Raw genomic sequence first — 16,021 nt, 5'->3', positions numbered from 1 at the left:
TCAGCTCCCCCGCGCCCGCGCGGCGGGTGCGCGCATGTTTCGATCGATGAGCCCTTCGAGCTCGTCGCGGCTCACGCCGAGCCGCGCCGCTGCGTGCGACGCGAGCGACGTCGACGCCACTCCCTCGACGAACTGGTACGTCGGCCGGTGCGCCGCGTCGAGCCCGACCTGGATGAAACGCAGCCCCGCAATCGCATTCTCCCGCGCGATCCGCGCCGCGAACGTCAAGAAATGGGTGGTGATGAATGCCTGCGGGCGCAGCTTCGCGAGGAGCGTGATCACGAGCTCGAAGATCTCTTCACCCTCGGACGGGTTTGTCCCGGAACACAATTCGTCGAGCATCACCATGGCGCCGGGGCCGAGCATCTCGAACAGCGCCCGGATGCGCACGAGCTCCATCCCGAGCCGCCCCTCGCTCTGATCCACCCGCGTCTCCTGGATCAGCGAGACGACGAGCCCCGGGACCCGCACGAGGCTCGCCTCGCGCGCAGGCACGAACATGCCCCCTTGCGCGAGGATCTGCGCGAGCGCCACCGATTGCAAGAGCCGCGTCTTGCCGCCGGAGTTCGGCCCGGTGATGAGCACCGTCGAGCTCGTCCGATCCGTCACGAGGTCACATGGCACCGCGCGGACGCCGCTCGCGACGAGCAGCGGATTGAAGAGCCCGAGCAGCTTGCGCGGCCGTTCGTCCGCGCCGTCCTCGGCCGGGCGAATCTCGGGCAAACAGACTTCGAGGCCCGCGGCCTCGGCGAGGTCCCGAAAGCCGAGCGCCCCGAGGTAAACTTCCATTTCGCCGAGGAGCGGAATGAACCGGAGAACGTGCGCCTCGACGCCCTCGAAGACCGCGTCGAGCAGGCGCGCCATGACCTCGCCGTCGCTGAAGCGGTAGCCGCGGAAAAACATCTCGATCTTCGCGAGCCACCGCCGCGCCGGCGAAAGGACGAAGGGGTTGTCCTGACGCTCGCGGAGGTTTCGGACCTCGAATCCACGCACGCGTCCGTCGGCGCCGACGCGAATCGTGACGCCGAGCGTGGCGAGGTGCTCGTCGTAGTCGAGCAGATCGACCATCGATCGATATCCCTCGGTCTCGCGGACCGAGGCGCCGAATGCCCGCAGGCCCGAGAGGCCGGATGTCGCGCCGTCGAAGGATTCGCTCATCCGGTCGAATGCCTCCTTGACGAGCACGAGCACGTCGAGCTGCCGTCGCGTCGCGTCGAATTTCTTTCCGGCCGTCGCGCCTTCGAGCGCTGAGCGCAGGCGGATGGCGATCGCGTAAAGCTCCTCGAACTGGCGGCGAAAAACGGTCGAACCGGAGAGCTCGCGCAGAATGTCCCGCCGGTATTCCGTCACGCGTGGATCCGTGGGCGGATGCGCGAGGACGCGGAAGATGAATGCGCGGTTCACGACCGCGTCGCGCTCGCCCGATCGCACGCGGAAGCCGCGGGCGACGAGCTCCTCCAGGAACAGGTCCTGCGCGAAGCTCTTCGGATCCCACGTGGACGGCGCGAGCGGCGCTCGATCGAGGGCCTGGCTGAAGAGCCCGCCGGAGACCCCGCTCGCGAATGCGAACGAGAGGGCCTGACGCATCTCTTCGAGGTCGGGTCGTGTGATCGGATCGGGGTGGAGCAGGCTCAGGATTTCGTGAGCCGGCGTGGTGTCGGGGGCGGGTGGAGAGGGCTTCATGGCGGCGCGAGGACGGGACGTTCCGGGAGGGAGGCCGCATGGTCGCCGAAAGTTCCCGCGACGACAAGCCCGCCGCGCGCGGCTCGAACGTATCACCGCCCGTCGCTCGGCGTGGCCTCCTCGTACGCGACGTCGGCAATCCAGTTGCGCTTGCGCCGCGCGAGCCGGACCTCCTCGGTTTCTCGGTCCAAGGTGGCGGACGAGCGTCGCAAGAGTGCGGGATCGACGTCCTCGAACGTGTTCACATTGACGACGGCGTAGAGGCGACCGTCGATGCGGCAGGTGACCACCGGCGTGATGCCACACTTTGCGCAGACGTGGAAATCAGCGGTTTTCGTGCCGAATGCATACTTCGATACGAGGGAGGGCTCACGGACGTGCACGCGGAGCGAGCCGCTCGGGCAGGAGGTCCAGACCCCGCCGTGCTTGGTACAGAATGAGCACGTGCAGGCCCGCGCGGGGATTTCGGAGGGCTCCGGCGTCCAGTCGAGGGTGAACGAGATGTTCGCACAGTGGCATTGGCCGTGGATCTGCATCGAGGCTCCGTTCGTTGAATGTCCGTGTCAGCGTCGCTTCGCCGTCGACGCTTCGATCAGGTCGCCGCTACCGATGGTGCCGCGTTTGACCGGGATCGCGCGGGCGCCACGGTGGCGCACGAAGTCGTGGAAGTACGAGGGCAGCCCTTCGGCGCGCGCATTCGGTCCGTCCTGCAACTGGTAGTGCAGGTGCGGGAAATTCGCGCTGCCCGAGGCGCCGATCGCGCCGACGCGATCCCCGGCCTTGACCACGTCGCCGACCTTCACCGTCACGCTCTTCTGCTGGAGGTGGGCGAACAGGCTGTGCTCGCCGTGGCCATGGTCGATCACCACGTGATTGCCGTACATCAGCATGAGATCGTCGGCGAGTTTGTCGACGTCGAATTCGCGGTTGTCGGGGTGGTCGTCGCGCACGGCGACGACTTTGCCCACGGCGGGCGCGAGCACGGGCGCGCCGAAGCCGAACCAGCTCTTGTTGTCCTCGGGATGTCCGGCGTGCATCGCGCCGGTCGCGTCGACAGGCACGAGGTCGTAGGCGTAACGCCCGGCGTTGCTTACGAAGCCGAAGGAGCGGATCGGCGTGAATACATAGTCCCAGCGGCGATGGTGGGCGAGGTAGTCGTGGCCGGACCACACGATCAGGCGACCGGCGAGCGGGAAACGAAGCTCTGCGTGGTCCTCGTACTGGATCGGGCGCACGTCCGCGCCGACGACGAGGCGCTCGTCCCCGTTCGTCGCGACGAACGTGAGCGTGAAGTGAACACGCGCGAGCTCGAGGTCGAGCGCGAGCTCGCTGACCGGATTGAGCAGCAACAGCTCGGCGCCTTCGGGCAGCTCGCGGTTCGGCACCGTCGATATGGCGGGGCTCACGCCGCCGTCGGTGACGAGCCTGCGCCACGCCAGGGCATCGCGGCTGTCGTGCACGGAGACTTCGATCTCGACGAGCTTCCAGGCGACGCCGGTGCCGTTCTTGATCCGAAGATCGCAGTTGAGGAGCTGCGCTCCGTCGGTGCGCTCGACGTACGCACGTGTCGGGGCCACGGCGACGGTGATGGTTCCTCCGGGAATACGAGCCTGCGTGACCGGCGGAGCGGCGGCGGCCGGCGCGTTTGGCGTGGGCGCCGCGGAGGGCGTCGCGAGGGGCGCCGGCATCGTGGGCGGACAGCTCGGCTCCGGCGCGCGCGCGCCGCTGCAGGCGACCAGACCTGCGAGCAACAAGAGATATCTACGTCGATGCATCGGAGGCGAGGCTAGCATCGGCGCCACCACGCCGAAAGCGCAACCATTCCCGAAATGCGAGCGCGGAGTCGTACCGGTTGACGTGCCTTGCCGCCCGGGCGACACTCCTCGTGGAGATGGCAATGCGCGTTCGTGACGGCTACCTCGTGATCGGCCACTTCGGGCGGGCGCCGATTCGTATCCACTGGACCATGCCGCTCGGCGCGTTCGTGCTCTCTGGGCTCAGGTTTGCGCCGGGCGTGTGGCTCGGATTTTTGATCCTCGTCCTCGTGCACGAGCTCGGCCACGCGCTGCTCGCCCGTGGGGTCGGCGGGTACGTCGTCTCCGTCGACGTTCATGCGGTCGGCGGGTCTTGCGAATGGGGCGGCGACGTCACCATGAAGCAGCGCGCGATCGTCGCGTGGGGCGGCGTCCTCGCGCAACTGGCCGTGCTGCTCACGGCGCCCCTCTGGTCGAGCTTTCTGCCGTCCGGGGGATTTTTCGGGGAGATCACGGCGGCGCTCACGACGACGAACCTGATGTTGATCGCTCTGAACCTGATCCCCGCCCCGCCGTTCGATGGCGCCGAGGCTTGGCGGCTGTTCCGGCGCTAGGCACGCGGATGACGTTGACCATCTTCTGCGATACGACGTTCCCGGAAGAGGCGCTCCGTGCGCTGCGCGAGGGCGTGGCCGGGCATTCTCTGGTGTTCGCCTCCGCGAGGACGTCCTCCAATCTGGCGAGCGGAGCGCTCGACCCCGCGCTGCTCGAGGCCGACGTCGCCTTTGGTCAGCCGGCCGTGGACGGGCTCCTCGGTTCGTCCCGCCTTCGCTGGGCTCATCTCACGAGCGCCGGGTATACGCGTTATGACGTCGACACGATTCGCGCGGCGCTCACGTCGAAGGGAATCGCTCTCACGACGAGCTCCACGGTGTATGCCGATCCGTGCGCCGAGCACGTGCTCGCCATGATGCTGTCCATGGCGCGGCAGCTCCCCGCGTCGCTCGACGCGCAGCGAACGACGCGCGCGTGGGAGAGCGCGCTGCGGCGCGAGCGGTCGTTTTTGCTCCGGGGACAAACCGTGCTCTTGCTCGGATACGGGGCCATTGGCCGGCGAATTGCGGAGCTGCTCGCGCCCTTCGAAGTGCGGCTCTTCGCGTTCCGTCGGCGCGCGGAAGGAGATTCGCGCGTGACGGTGGTGCACGAAGGGGAGATCGATCGCGCGCTGGGCGAGGCGGATCACGTGGTGAACGTGCTGCCGGAGAACGAGGGGACGCGCGGTTTCCTCGATCGTGCGCGGCTCGCGCGGCTGCGCGACGGGGCATTCGTGTACAACGTGGGGCGAGGAACGACGGTGGATCAAGGTGCATTGCTGGAGGCCCTGCAGAGCAGGCGGCTCGGAGGCGCCTATCTCGACGTGACCGAGGTCGAGCCGCTGCCGGCGGATCATCCGCTCTGGTCGGCGCCGAATTGCTTCGTCACGCCGCACTCGGCGGGCGGACGGCGCGGCGAACACCTTGCGCTCGTGCGTCATTTCGTGGAGAACTTGCGGCGCTTCGAGCGCGGAGAGTCGCTCGTCGATCGGGTGCTCTGAAGCCGGGTAGGCCCACGTGGCAACGGTGCCCAGACAGGGACCTTACGAAAGTTCTTGCAAATTCCGTTCGTGTCGTGTTTGGTGAACCATGAACGGTCATTTCCGTTCGATGCACTGGACTCGATTGGTGCAGCCGTGATGTTGCGGCTGCGCGGCACGAAAGGAGAACGCACCATGCGGTTCTTGAAGCACGTGTTTGCGGCCCAGGGCGACAAGGCGCAGGTGAGCCGTCGTGATTTCCTCGGCGGTGCGGCGGGCGCGGCGGGCGCCTCCGTCCTCGCGCAGATGATCCCAGGGCGGGCGCACGCGAGCCCACCTTGCCCCCCGTTCCCGAACCCCGGCGGGCCCTTCAACGACGACCCCGTCACCCTCGAATGGATCTTCTCGCGATGGGATGATCTCGGCGTCTGGGGTGACACCGTCGGCACGCTGGTCGAGATCAACGAGGCGAAGCGCAAGGACGCGTTGAAGCTCGGGCAGCGCGGAGATGCGAAGGTGTATTCCCTGGGCGAGCCCATGCGGCCGGGGATCCCGGGTTTTCCGGCCGATCCGCCGCGCCGCGCCGATTACTGGATCGCCCCGTACGGGCCCACCGGCGACAACCAGTTCATCTTCCAGGACGAGCGATTCGAGGCCTTCACGTTCCAGCTCGCGACACAGGTCGATGATTTCGGTCACCCGAGCTTCGGCGGCTGGTTCTACGGCGGCCACCATTTCGACCAGATCACGCCGCGCCCCGACGTCTACGACCCGCTCGACCGGCAGGACATCGCCCGCGCCGACGCCGCGGCCCAGAACTACGGGCCGGGCAGCATTCTCGGGGGCACGAAATCGCTCGGACTCCAGAACATCGGGCCGATCATCACCCGGGGCCTGCTCCTCGATGTGCTCGGCTACAAGAAAGCGATGGGGCAGACGAGCGCCATCGCCCCCAATGGAAAGTCCCTCGCGCCCGGATATCGCATCACGATCGCCGACCTCAAGGCGACGATGGCTTGGGAGGACCTCGATTGCATCGAGCCCGGGGACGTGGTCATCATCCGCACGGGATGGAGCCATTACTGGGCGGACGAGGCGCTCTGGTCGACGTACCTCGGCGCCGCGCCCGGCCCGTGGCTCGCCGAATGCCACTGGCTCTCGCAATTCCGCCCGGCCATCGTCGCCTCGGATACCTATGCGATGGAGGTCTTCCCGAGCCCGCGGCCCACCTGCCTCGCCGAGGGGCACCAGGTGCTCATGGTCGCGAACGGCATTCGTATCGGCGAGGGCTTCAATAGCTCGGCGCTCGCCGCCGATCGGGTGTACGAGTTCATGTTCTTCGACACGCCCTACAACCTCCAGGGCGCGACCTGCGCCGGCAATGCGCCAGCCGCGATCGGCGGGCGCAAAAAGAAGTGGTAGTCACTACGAGCGCCGCGCGAGCGCCCAGGCGATCCCGCCTTGCAGCGTCCCGCGCGTGACCAGCCCCGAGAGATCCACGTCGAGCTCCACGAGCGTCTGCGCCACGCTCCCGCGAATGCCCGTCAGCACCACCTGCGCGCCGAGGAGCCGCGCCGCCTGCGCCGAGCGCACCAGCGTGGTCGCCACATTCGCGTCGACCACGCTCACGCCCGTGATGTCGAGGATGGCCACGCGCGCGCCTTTATGCGCGATGCCCGCGAGCAGCGTTTCGAGCACGAGCTCGGCGCGCCGCGCGTCCACGGTGCCGATGAGCGGCATGGCCACGATATCGTCGCCGATCGGCACGAGCGGCGTCGACATCTCCTCGAGCATCCGTGATTGCGATCGCACCAGATCCTCGGCCTCCTTGCGCGCCGTGATGTCCGTGAACGTCGCGATCGCGCCCGTCACCACGCCTCGATCGTCGAACTGCGGCGCCGCGCTCACCAGGAGCCACACGCGATCTCCGAGCGCGGGCCGGTCGATCCCATGCACGAAATTGCGCACGGGTTTGCCTGTCCGCAGCGCGACGCTGATCGGATGATCCTCGCCCGGGCATGGCGAGCCATCCTCGTACACCGCGCCCCAGCGGGGATCGAAGGACGTCCGACCCAGGAGCTGATCCTCGGTCACGCCGAGCAACGTGAGGGCATGTGGGTTGAAAAGGATGTTCTTCCCGGTCGGCTCCTGCATGACCACGCCCACGTGCAAGCCCTCGAGCAGCGCGCGGAAGCGTGCCTGGTTCGCGCGTAGCTCGTTCTCGATGCGCTGGACCTCCTGGGCTTTTTCTCGCAGGTCCGCGTTTTCACGCTCCAGCATGTCGATGCGGGCAAGAAGTGTGTCCCGATCCGGATCGCGATTGGTCTCTGTGCTGTGCCCGTCCACGTCCTGCCTCGCTCGAGCGCGCGTCGCTGCGCGCGGCCACTTCCACGAATGTACGCCCTCGGCAGGGCGCGTATCAAGAGTCCACACACAGCCGGCCTACGTTAATTCGTCGGAAAAGCCGGATCGCGCCGTCCGTCCCTCGGCACGGATGTGTCATGGGATTGACATGTCAAGGCATCGACAGCGAGGTCGAGGCGATTTTCCGCGCATATTCCGCGATCACGCGCAAGGTGGTGTCATCCGTGTCGTAGACGCTATACCAGCCTTGCGCTTCGTGTGGTGGATCGCCGGTGAACGGGTCATTCCTTTGCCAATGGGCTCCGGGGATGCGCGGGCGACCTTCGCCCGACCAGGCCCAGAAATTCACGCCGCCCATGGGCTCGCCCGCGCGCACGGCGTCGAGCACCACCTCGAAGACCGCGCGATAATATCGATCTCGCGCGGCCGTGGTCGCGGCGGGATCGTGGCTGCCGGCGTCCCGCGGGAACCCGAATTCCTCGATGACGAGAGGTTTGCCCAGGCGCTTCGCTTGCTCGATGTGGCGCCGGAGATAGGACTTCATTTCACGCACGGCGGCCTCGTAGGTCCTGGGCCGTGCCGGGTCGTACCAGCCCCAGTTCTGCGCCCAGACGTGGGCCGTGACGTAATCGATCGAGGAGAACCCATGGTTCGCGACGACGTCGAGCCCACTTTCGCGCGGCCAGGGCGTCTCGCCCTCGGACCCGGTGGTCACGAGGTGCCGGGAATCCAGGGATTCGATCAGCTCCGACGTACGCTCGATCCATACGTGGAAGGCCCTGACGTTCGTCCCGCCCCGCGGCTCGTTCGCGAGCTCCCAGGCCATGATCGTCGGGTCGTCCGCGTACCGCACGCCGGTGTATCGATTCGTTCGCTGGAGCAGCATCCGCACGAAATCGTGGAATGTCTCCACGGCGGCCGGATTTGAGTAAAACGCTGCGGTATACGCCTGGTAGGCGCCCCAGCTCCCTCCGGGCTCGGGCGGGGGATATGGAATCGGCCCTGCGCCGTTCCAGCGTAGGTATTGCGCCATGCCGCCGGACCAGGGCCAGAAATTGTTCAGGCAAACCACGGCGACCATGCCGCGCGTCTTCATCTCCTTCAGCAAAAAGTCCATGCCGAGGAGGAGCTCCTCGCGATATTCGCGCGGCGAGGGCTGGAGCACGGGGAGGATGCGCCAGGGCGCGGATTCCGGGCCTTCGGTCGCCGCGAGGATACGCAGGTTCGTGACGCCGAGGGCCGCGAGGCGATCGAGCTCCCGCGCGAGCCTGTCGCGATTTCCGGAGGGTCCCTCGACCCCGAGGTTCATGCCATACCAGAAATTCGCGCCGAGGAACGTGTACGGTTTGCCGTCGCGCAGGAAGCGGCCCTCGGCCGCGCGCACGAAGCCCGCGGCGGACGTGGTCTCCGCATGCAGCGTCATGGCGCAAGCGAGCATCGGCCCGAAGTACCTCATGAGTCCGCCCCCTTTTCAAGATGATACGCAAGCGGGCGGCGTCGAGGCGTGCCGCGCGGGAAGGGAAGACACGAGCTCGGGCGAAGGTGTAGGATCGGCGCGGTTCGGACATGTACACACAACGGATCCTGAGCAGCCTCCTTTTCGGCATTGCCGCATGCGCTAGCCCTTCCATGCCGCCCACGCCCGCCAAGGGCGCGCCGCCCGCGCCCACCGGCGCCCCGGCGGCGCCCACGGCCGCGGCGACGAGCGCACCCGCCGCGAAGGTGACGGTCGCGCCTGCGGGGCCTCCGTCCGTGGGCCTCGACGACGCGCCGGGGAAACGCGAGCGCGCGCGCAAGGCCGTGATCCTTTTCGGCACGAGCACCGAGGGCTCCGACGAACTTCGTTTCGTGCCCGTCGTGTGCTCCCTCGATGGCAAGCTCGAGACCGGAAAAGCGTGTGGCCTCGCCATGCCTGCGACGGCGCGCGTGCGGACGACGCGGACCGATACGAACGCGCCGGCGGTCCTCACGGTCACGCGGTCCACGCGTGATTTCCACGACGAGGCTGGAGGCCGGAATTACGTCGCGCCGACGGGGCCGGCGTGCTGCATGTACAATACGTGCGTCGACGAGACGATTCCTTATTTCGCAAAAGGAAATACGGTCGCGGCGTCGAGGGTCATCGCGATCTGGCCCGAGACGGCCGATGTCGATTTGAAGCCGCAGCCAGCCGGCGCCGACGGCGTCGAGTTCGCCGACGGCCCCTGGGTCGGCAGAGCCGGCGAACGGGGCGTACGGATCGATCAAGCCTTGCGCGCAGGCCAAATGCGCCTCGTCGCGACGCGAGGCCCCTGCGGGAGCTGCGGCGCGCTCTGGGTCGACCGCGGCGGCGGGTTTGCGGTCGTGGACGAGGAGCTCAGCTCCACCGACGGCTTCGATATCCTGGCCACGAGTGACGTCGACGGCGACGGGCACCCCGAGGCCATCGTGTACGAGATATGGCGCAACGATTACGGCCTCCACGTGCTCGGCAACGACTGGTCGAAGCCGGCCTACCGCTTCAATTGCGGAAACATCTGACTGCGCTGCGAACCTGCTCATCGCGCACCGTCAAGATTTTTCCCGCTTGACTCTCCAGCAGGGGGAGACCTCAGAGTGGCCGCGATGCAGAAGAAGGCGGCGCTCACCATCGGGGAACTGTCGAAGCGGACGGGGATCCCCGTCAAGACGCTCCGATTCTACTCGGACGAGGGGCTCTTGCCGCCCGCGCAGCGAACACGCGCAAATTACCGCCTTTACGACGAGGCGCAGGTCGTTCGTGTCGAGCTCGTGCGTACGCTCCGAGAAGCGGGGGTCGACCTCTCGACGATCCGCAAGGTGCTTGCGCGCAACCTGTCGCTCGAAGACGCGCTTCGCCTGCGGCTCGCCGCGGTCGAAGCCCACGTGGCCTCGCTTTCGCGTGTCGCCGCCGCGCTCCGCGCCGCGCTTCGCACTGAGCCCAGCGAAAACGATCTAAGGAGGTTGTGGACCGTGACTCGACTCTCGAACGAAGAACGCAAGGCCGTCATCACCCGCTTTTATGATCAGGTCGCCGACGGCATGCCCGTCGACGGCGAATGGATGCGAAGCATGATCGAGGCGAGCTCTCCAAAGCTGCCGGACGACGCTACGCCCGCGCAGCTCGAAGCGTGGATCGAGCTCGCCGAGATCCTCGCCGATCCGACATTCGTCGCGAACATGCGCGTGATGGCGGCCGTGACGTGGAACGAAGGGATCGACCAAGCGGCCCTCCTCCGCGCGCAGAGCGAGGCCGTCGCGGCTGCGCGCGAGGCGCGGGGGCGAGGCGTGGATCCGCATTCCGCCGAGGCCCTCGGGATCGCCGAGCGGTTTGTCCGGGCCGCCGCGGCGGCGAACGGCAAGGAGCTCGACGACGCTTTCGCGGAGCAATTGAGAAAAACGCAGGACCCGCGCACGTTTCGCTACTGGGAGCTCGTCTCCGCGATGACGGGCGAGCCCCTCTCGCCCGCATACGAGGACGGGCGCTGGCTCGGCGCCGCGGTCGCGAGGTTTCTCGAACGCCGAAGAGAGGCGCGCGCATAAGACGTCATCGGCCGGCCATGCATTACGAGACCCAGGGTGAGCTCGATCCCCTGCGCGGATGTGCGTCGCACGGCGGGCGATACACACATGCGCCCGCGGTTCAAGAAAATTTGACCGGCCCGCGTGCCGTGCACTTCGCGAGCACGACGTGATAGGTGGTCACTCCGGTGGCCACATTGCATCACGACGCACACGAGAGCCCGGGGGCAACGTTCCTCCTCGACATGCCCGATCGCGCTCTGCATGCGCCGGATGCGGCAGGACGGGCGGAGGTAGGCGTTACCCGCGCCCCGGGCGATTACGCCGCCGCGGCCGCCGCGGGGTTCCGCGCGTCGACGCGCACCTTCACGCCGCGGGGCGGCCGCAGCGCGAGGCTCCCGCTGGGCACGAGCGGTTGTTTTGCGAGGATCGACACCCGATAACGCTGCGCCACGGTCGCCAGGGTGAGCACGGCTTCCATCGTGGCGAAATGCTGACCCATGCATACCCGCGGCCCGAGCCCGAAAGGAATGTATGCGCCACGGGGGAGCTGCTTATCGGCCCCCGCCCGGAAGCGCTCGGGATCGAAGCGCTCGGGATCGGGGAAATACGTCGGGTTCCGATGGATCACGTAGGGTGAGACGTAGAGCATGCTCCCCTTCGGGATCGTATACCCCCCGAGGGCGACATCCTCGGTCGTCTCGCGCGGGAACAAGAGCCAGCCCGTCGGGTAGATGCGCAACGTCTCTTTGATGATCATCGTCGTGTAAGCGAGCTGCGGGTAATCCTCGGCCGTCGGGGGGCGCCCGCCGAGCACGCGGTCGAGCTCCTCCCAGAGCGCGGCCTCCACCTCGGGATGCCGCGCCAGCATGATCCACCTCCAGACCAGCGTGAACGCCGTCGTTTCGTGACCGGCGGAGAACATCGCGATCATGTTGTCGCGCAGGTCGTCGAGCGTCACGTCGCCGCCTTCGCCGTGGGCGAGCATCAACATCGACAGGAGGTCGCCCTTGTCCTGCCCGGTCTTCCGCCAGTCCTCCACGAATTTCATCACGATGTCGTTGAGCTCGCGGATGGCAGCCTTCTTTCGGCGGTTGTATTCGTTCGGCACCCACATGGGGATCGGGAACGCGATGTCGTACTCCCGGCCGAGAAGCCCGAGGATGTCGGTCATCGCGTCCGCGGCGCGGGAGACGATATCGGTCGCGTCCGCGCTGAACAAGGTCAAGCAGACGTTCTGGATCGTCATCCGCAGCATCTCGTTGTCGATGTCGTATTCGCCGCACGAGCGCCATTCGCTGATCCCGAGGAGCGCCTGCTCCACGAAGACGCGACAATAATTGTCGAGGCGTCGCGGCTGGAAGGCGGGCTGCGCCAGCCGGCGCTGCCGGTCATGGACCGCGCCGTTCGAGGTGACGACGCCGTTGCCGAAGAACGGCGCCACGATCCTCTGATGGATCCATTCTTTTGGCATCCTTTTCGGGTGCTCGACGAGGATATCGTGGACACAATCGGGGCGGCTCACGAGATACGCGTCGCGGGGCCCGACGCGAAAATGGACGAAGTCGCCGTAGGCCTTGGCGAGGCTCGTCAGAAACCCGAGCTTGTCTTTTCGCAGGTCGAGCACGCTGCCGAGGAGCGGCAGCCCTTTGGGGCCGGGCGGAGATGTGGTGTTCATGGTGTACCTCGATTTCTTCAGAGGATGACGATGGCGGTGGTCAGGAGCAGGCAATACCAGCCCGTGAAGAGCAGATAGGTGACGTGATCCTGCCGAGGCGTCCGGCAGAGCGCCACGCGGATTCCGATGACGAGCGTCACGGCCCCGAGGATGGCGTCCGAGGCCCAGACCAACCCTCGCGCGCCCGCGGGCTGCATCAGCGTGACGTGAACGGCAATCGGCAGGAGGCCGAAACACACGGCGAGCAGGATCCGGGTCGCGCGCTCGCCGAAGACGAGCGGGAACGTCAGAGGATCCCGAGCGACATGCAAAGGTTCTTGACGATCCAGTTCCGCGCGCCGAGCACGACGTTGTGCACGAGGATGATGAGCTGCCAGCCGAGCGCATATTCGAGCACCCCGAGCCACGCGCCGGCGAGGGTGAACAGCGCCATCACCACGGCCCAGCGCCGCCACGCGCCGCGTACCGACACGAGCTCTCTCACCAGAGGTCGGTGCGGCTTGTTGCGCCGATCCTCTTCGAGCCCCCTGGCCTGATTGGCGAGGCAGAATGCATAAGTATAGAGGAAGAAGTAAAGCAGGCTGCGAGCGATCACGCCCAGCAATCGCGCCGGATCCGCGCCTGCCGTCTTCCACGCCGCCAGCGTGAACAGAAACGCAGGGACCACCGCGGAGGACAGATCGCCCGCGACGACGGACCAGAAGAGCGACAGCCCGCGCACGAAAGGGTTTGGCGTGGCACGCGTGTGCTGCACGTCGGAGGGGAGGACGCTCATCGTCGATGTTCCGTGATTGTCAGGCCTCATCGGAGGCTTTGGATCAGCGATTCCGAAAGGGCCACGAGCGGCGTCGCGCGGTCGCCGAACATGGCGAGGTCGCTTCTCGCGTCCGCGATCAAGACCTCCGCGAGGCGGCGAGATTCCGCGAGCCCCAGGATGCGCGGATAGGTCGCCTTGTCGGCGGACGCGTCTTTCCCGACGCTCTTGCCGAGCGCCTCGCGGGTCGACGTGACATCGAGGATATCGTCGACGATCTGGAACGCGAGCCCGATCCGCTGCGCATATCGGCGCAGCCGGGCCTTGGTGGCCGCGTCGGCGCCGCCGAGGATCGCTCCCGACAGCACGGAGGCCTCGAGGAGCGCACCCGTCTTGCGGGTATGAATGTCCTGAAGCACCTCCACGCCGATGTCGCATTTTCCTTCGTACGCGAGGTCCTCCACCTGGCCGCCGGCGAGCCCACGCGGGCCCGCGGCTCGACCGATCTCGGCAACGACTGCGAGCGTCCGTTTGGCCGGGACGCCCACGGTGTGGCGGGCGATGAGCTCGAACGAATGGGCGAGCAGGCCGTCGCCGGCCAGGATGGCGAGCGCCTCCCCGTGCATTTTGTGGTTCGTGAGGCGACCACGTCTGTAATCCCCGTCGTCCATTGCCGGCAGGTCGTCGTGGATCAGCGACATCGTGTGGATCATCTCGATGGCGCAAGCCGTGGGCAGGGCGATCTCGGCCCGCGCGCCGGGGATTTCGCAGGCTGCGAGGCAAAGGATGGGGCGTAGCCGCTTGCCGCCGGCGAGCAGGGAATACCGCATGGCCTCGTAGAGGGCGCGAGGCTCTTCGATGGTCAGAACGCTCTCCTGCGTCGCATCGATTCTCGCCCGACGGAGGCTCAAGTAAGCCCCCAGATCGAACGAGCGGTTTGGCTCGACGTTCATTGTCATTGCGGCCTCCAGGAGGCGGAGCGAACCCCTACGCGCGTGCCGGAGCGCGCATCGACGGTCTCGCAGGCGCTCCGGCACATGCCGGAGAGACCGAGTCGCGCGGTGCTCCCCACGGATGGTGGATGTTGTTCTCGAATCGTCCGTGAAAAATCCCGGACGATTCAATCCTTCAATGATCTCGACGGCAGACTCCGACGACCCACGAGCCCTCCCGAAGAGCATGGTTCGTTCCGGAGTTTTCCGGCATTACGTGAGCAACTCACGCGAGGGGTCCTACATACCACGACCAGAACAAGAACGCTACGGACGTAACTCTTGCCGAGCGTCGGAAATTTGCCCCGTGGTCAAAGGAACGCGGAGTCACGTCATGGCCGCGGAGGCCTCATGGCCGTTTCTCGTCGCGCTTCGTTGTCTTGTCTGGGCGCATGTGCTCCATTGAGCCGGCTGGTTTCGAGGTTCCCCTTTCGCCTTTGCCATGAACTACGACGACTTCATTGCTCCTCAATCTGGAGGATTCGGATCTGCTGAGCGACGATCTCGGCGCGCTCGAGCGGTCCCTGTTCGAGTGGGCGGGTGAACCTTACGACGAGGAAGTATGGCAGAGGTTCGTCGCGTCGTGGCGGGGGTGAGCCCGTCAACGCACGCAGCTCCCGAGCCATCTCCGCGCATTGTAGCCGAGGAGTTTTTGCAGCAATGCCGCGGGCAGCGCCTGTCCTCGATAAGGTGCCGGTGACAGGCCCCCCAGCGGGTTTTGCCGCCAGAAGGTGAAGCTCTCGTCGCGCAGGAGGCCGAGGTTCGCGCTCACCTGCATGTCCCATTCGTCCTGCCAGGTCGGTCCCGCGCGCACCGTCACGAGGTCGCTGCCGAAAAGAAAACGCTCCGGCGTCTTTTCGATGATCTTCCGGAGCCGGTCGTGCTCCTTTTCGAGATAGGTAAAACCCTGCGCGGCGGCGTCGCTGGAGCCATGGCTCGTATCGAAGAGCAGCGACGGGAATGCGTCGCGGATGGACTCGAATCGGTCGAGATCCGTACGGCTCCCACAGAGATGCGGGCATACGGCGCGTAACTTCGGAAAGGCGCGCAGGACGCCCTCGAGCTCGCCCCGGAAGCGCACCGTGTTGACGTGCACGAGGACGGGGACGCCGCGCTCTTCCATACGAGCGAAGAGCGGTCGGTGCGCGGGATCGTCGAGCGGCCGCTCGTGAAACGCGTGATGCCCGTCGTAAAGCTTGACGCCGCACGCGCCGCGCGCGAGCAGGGCATCGAGGGTTTCGGGCCGATCGCTCGCGAGATCGAGCGTCACGAACGGGATGAGCCTCGTCAGATGCGCCGCGGCCGCCGCGAGCACCACCTCGTTGCCGCGTTGATATCCCACGAGCCCCTTGCCGCCGCGCCCGGCGGTCGCATCCGGCGTCGCGAGAACCACGGCGCGTTTGACGCCTTTTCGATCGAGCAGACCGAGGAGCGCGGGGACGGCCTCCATATCGGTCAGGTGGACGTGCGCGTCGAGGATCGTGCCGTCGTCCGGGGCCGGCGTGTTCGAGGCCGCGGGTGGAGGCGGGTTTTCACTGCGGCACGCGGGGAGCGCGGTCACGAGGACCAGGGCGAGCGCGCAGAGACCGCGGCGGGCGTGCATGGGATTCGACGGTAGCGGGGTTTTCGACCTGACCACAAGGGGCAAGGTGGGTAGCGCCTCACGAAAGGACACGCAGCCGGAGAGCAGGATTCGATCGCCTG

General features: G+C 66.9%; 16 protein-coding genes. 6 read left to right on the top strand and 10 right to left on the bottom strand.

The window, feature by feature from the left end; all coding sequences use genetic code 11:
- The 3 genes from QHF84_RS22435 to QHF84_RS22425 all read right to left on the bottom strand — a co-directional run bounded on the left by QHF84_RS22435 (position 1) and on the right by QHF84_RS22425 (position 3,458).
- Positions 1–1,683: a DNA mismatch repair protein gene (locus QHF84_RS22435; RefSeq protein ID WP_281315410.1), complete on the bottom strand. Its 1,683-nt coding sequence runs from the start codon at positions 1,681–1,683 to the stop codon at positions 1–3.
- A gap of 92 nt (positions 1,684–1,775) precedes the next feature.
- Positions 1,776–2,219: a hypothetical protein gene (locus QHF84_RS22430; RefSeq protein WP_281315409.1), complete on the bottom strand. Its 444-nt coding sequence runs from the start codon at positions 2,217–2,219 to the stop codon at positions 1,776–1,778.
- Between the two features lie 27 nt (positions 2,220–2,246).
- Positions 2,247–3,458: a M23 family metallopeptidase gene (locus tag QHF84_RS22425; RefSeq protein ID WP_281315408.1), complete on the bottom strand. Its 1,212-nt coding sequence runs from the start codon at positions 3,456–3,458 to the stop codon at positions 2,247–2,249.
- A 122-nt stretch (positions 3,459–3,580) separates the two neighbouring features.
- On the opposite strand from QHF84_RS22425, the gene QHF84_RS22420 reads away from it, so the two are divergent.
- From QHF84_RS22420 to QHF84_RS22410, 3 genes are all read left to right on the top strand, one after another.
- Positions 3,581–4,051: a hypothetical protein gene (locus tag QHF84_RS22420; RefSeq protein ID WP_281315407.1), complete on the top strand. Its 471-nt coding sequence runs from the start codon at positions 3,581–3,583 to the stop codon at positions 4,049–4,051.
- 8 nt (positions 4,052–4,059) lie between these two features.
- Complete coding sequence (locus QHF84_RS22415; RefSeq protein WP_281315406.1) at positions 4,060–5,031, top strand: D-2-hydroxyacid dehydrogenase; 972 nt, start codon at positions 4,060–4,062, stop codon at positions 5,029–5,031.
- 174 nt (positions 5,032–5,205) lie between these two features.
- The gene (locus QHF84_RS22410) at positions 5,206–6,432 is read left to right on the top strand and encodes a cyclase family protein (RefSeq protein ID WP_281315405.1); all 1,227 of its coding nucleotides are present in this window, start codon (positions 5,206–5,208) and stop codon (positions 6,430–6,432) included.
- A 3-nt stretch (positions 6,433–6,435) separates the two neighbouring features.
- Here QHF84_RS22410 and QHF84_RS22405 read toward each other — a convergent pair whose 3' ends face one another.
- Positions 6,436–7,290 (bottom strand): PAS domain S-box protein, encoded by an 855-nt coding sequence (locus tag QHF84_RS22405; protein ID WP_281315404.1) that lies wholly within the window; start codon positions 7,288–7,290, stop codon positions 6,436–6,438.
- A 235-nt stretch (positions 7,291–7,525) separates the two neighbouring features.
- Positions 7,526–8,830 (bottom strand): cellulase family glycosylhydrolase, encoded by a 1,305-nt coding sequence (locus QHF84_RS22400; RefSeq protein WP_281315403.1) that lies wholly within the window; start codon positions 8,828–8,830, stop codon positions 7,526–7,528.
- Between the two features lie 173 nt (positions 8,831–9,003).
- On the opposite strand from QHF84_RS22400, the gene QHF84_RS22395 reads away from it, so the two are divergent.
- Together QHF84_RS22395 and QHF84_RS22390 are read left to right on the top strand one after the other, a co-directional pair.
- Positions 9,004–9,894, top strand: a complete 891-nt coding sequence (locus tag QHF84_RS22395) for a hypothetical protein (protein WP_281315402.1) — start codon at positions 9,004–9,006, stop codon at positions 9,892–9,894.
- Positions 9,895–9,978: 84 nt separating this feature from the next.
- Entirely contained in the window at positions 9,979–10,914 is a 936-nt protein-coding gene (locus QHF84_RS22390) for a MerR family transcriptional regulator (RefSeq protein WP_281315401.1), read from the top strand.
- 298 nt (positions 10,915–11,212) lie between these two features.
- Here QHF84_RS22390 and QHF84_RS22385 read toward each other — a convergent pair whose 3' ends face one another.
- The 4 genes from QHF84_RS22385 to QHF84_RS22370 are packed head-to-tail and all read right to left on the bottom strand — an operon-like array spanning position 11,213 to position 14,284.
- Positions 11,213–12,571, bottom strand: a complete 1,359-nt coding sequence (locus QHF84_RS22385; RefSeq protein ID WP_281315400.1) for a cytochrome P450 — start codon at positions 12,569–12,571, stop codon at positions 11,213–11,215.
- 17 nt (positions 12,572–12,588) lie between these two features.
- On the bottom strand, positions 12,589–12,882 hold the full coding sequence (locus QHF84_RS22380; protein WP_281315399.1) for a hypothetical protein: 294 nt from the start codon (positions 12,880–12,882) through the stop codon (positions 12,589–12,591).
- Positions 12,858–13,346, bottom strand: coding sequence for a UbiA family prenyltransferase (locus QHF84_RS22375; protein WP_281315398.1), 489 nt, complete (start codon positions 13,344–13,346; stop codon positions 12,858–12,860). The genes QHF84_RS22380 and QHF84_RS22375 overlap by 25 nt, the downstream gene beginning before the upstream one ends.
- A gap of 26 nt (positions 13,347–13,372) precedes the next feature.
- Complete coding sequence (locus tag QHF84_RS22370) at positions 13,373–14,284, bottom strand: polyprenyl synthetase family protein (RefSeq protein ID WP_281315397.1); 912 nt, start codon at positions 14,282–14,284, stop codon at positions 13,373–13,375.
- A 494-nt stretch (positions 14,285–14,778) separates the two neighbouring features.
- Between QHF84_RS22370 and QHF84_RS22365 the strand changes: the two genes are divergently transcribed.
- The gene (locus QHF84_RS22365; protein WP_281315396.1) at positions 14,779–14,913 is read left to right on the top strand and encodes a hypothetical protein; all 135 of its coding nucleotides are present in this window, start codon (positions 14,779–14,781) and stop codon (positions 14,911–14,913) included.
- 5 nt (positions 14,914–14,918) lie between these two features.
- Here the strand turns inward: QHF84_RS22365 and QHF84_RS22360 are convergent, their stop codons facing one another.
- Positions 14,919–15,920, bottom strand: coding sequence for an amidohydrolase family protein (locus QHF84_RS22360; RefSeq protein ID WP_281315395.1), 1,002 nt, complete (start codon positions 15,918–15,920; stop codon positions 14,919–14,921).
- Between the last annotated feature and the right edge of the window lie 101 nt (positions 15,921–16,021).

The organism is Polyangium sp. y55x31 (genome assembly GCF_029946505.1).
Lineage (GTDB): Bacteria > Myxococcota_A > Polyangia > Polyangiales > Polyangiaceae > Polyangium.
This window is presented reverse-complemented; position numbering and strand designations above follow the sequence as displayed.

What these genes read in the sequence shown, in the direction of transcription:
- QHF84_RS22435 (WP_281315410.1), bottom strand. Translation starts at nt 1,683, where the DNA reads ATGAAGCCCTCTCCACCCGCCCCCGACACCACGCCGGCTCACGAAATC.
- QHF84_RS22430 (WP_281315409.1), bottom strand. Translation starts at nt 2,219, where the DNA reads ATGCAGATCCACGGCCAATGCCACTGTGCGAACATCTCGTTCACCCTC.
- QHF84_RS22425 (WP_281315408.1), bottom strand. Translation starts at nt 3,458, where the DNA reads ATGCATCGACGTAGATATCTCTTGTTGCTCGCAGGTCTGGTCGCCTGC.
- QHF84_RS22420 (WP_281315407.1), top strand. Translation starts at nt 3,581, where the DNA reads ATGCGCGTTCGTGACGGCTACCTCGTGATCGGCCACTTCGGGCGGGCG.
- QHF84_RS22415 (WP_281315406.1), top strand. Translation starts at nt 4,060, where the DNA reads ATGACGTTGACCATCTTCTGCGATACGACGTTCCCGGAAGAGGCGCTC.
- QHF84_RS22410 (WP_281315405.1), top strand. Translation starts at nt 5,206, where the DNA reads ATGCGGTTCTTGAAGCACGTGTTTGCGGCCCAGGGCGACAAGGCGCAG.
- QHF84_RS22405 (WP_281315404.1), bottom strand. Translation starts at nt 7,290, where the DNA reads ATGCTGGAGCGTGAAAACGCGGACCTGCGAGAAAAAGCCCAGGAGGTC.
- QHF84_RS22400 (WP_281315403.1), bottom strand. Translation starts at nt 8,830, where the DNA reads ATGAGGTACTTCGGGCCGATGCTCGCTTGCGCCATGACGCTGCATGCG.
- QHF84_RS22395 (WP_281315402.1), top strand. Translation starts at nt 9,004, where the DNA reads ATGCCGCCCACGCCCGCCAAGGGCGCGCCGCCCGCGCCCACCGGCGCC.
- QHF84_RS22390 (WP_281315401.1), top strand. Translation starts at nt 9,979, where the DNA reads ATGCAGAAGAAGGCGGCGCTCACCATCGGGGAACTGTCGAAGCGGACG.
- QHF84_RS22385 (WP_281315400.1), bottom strand. Translation starts at nt 12,571, where the DNA reads ATGAACACCACATCTCCGCCCGGCCCCAAAGGGCTGCCGCTCCTCGGC.
- QHF84_RS22375 (WP_281315398.1), bottom strand. Translation starts at nt 13,346, where the DNA reads ATGAGCGTCCTCCCCTCCGACGTGCAGCACACGCGTGCCACGCCAAAC.
- QHF84_RS22370 (WP_281315397.1), bottom strand. Translation starts at nt 14,284, where the DNA reads ATGACAATGAACGTCGAGCCAAACCGCTCGTTCGATCTGGGGGCTTAC.
- QHF84_RS22360 (WP_281315395.1), bottom strand. Translation starts at nt 15,920, where the DNA reads ATGCACGCCCGCCGCGGTCTCTGCGCGCTCGCCCTGGTCCTCGTGACC.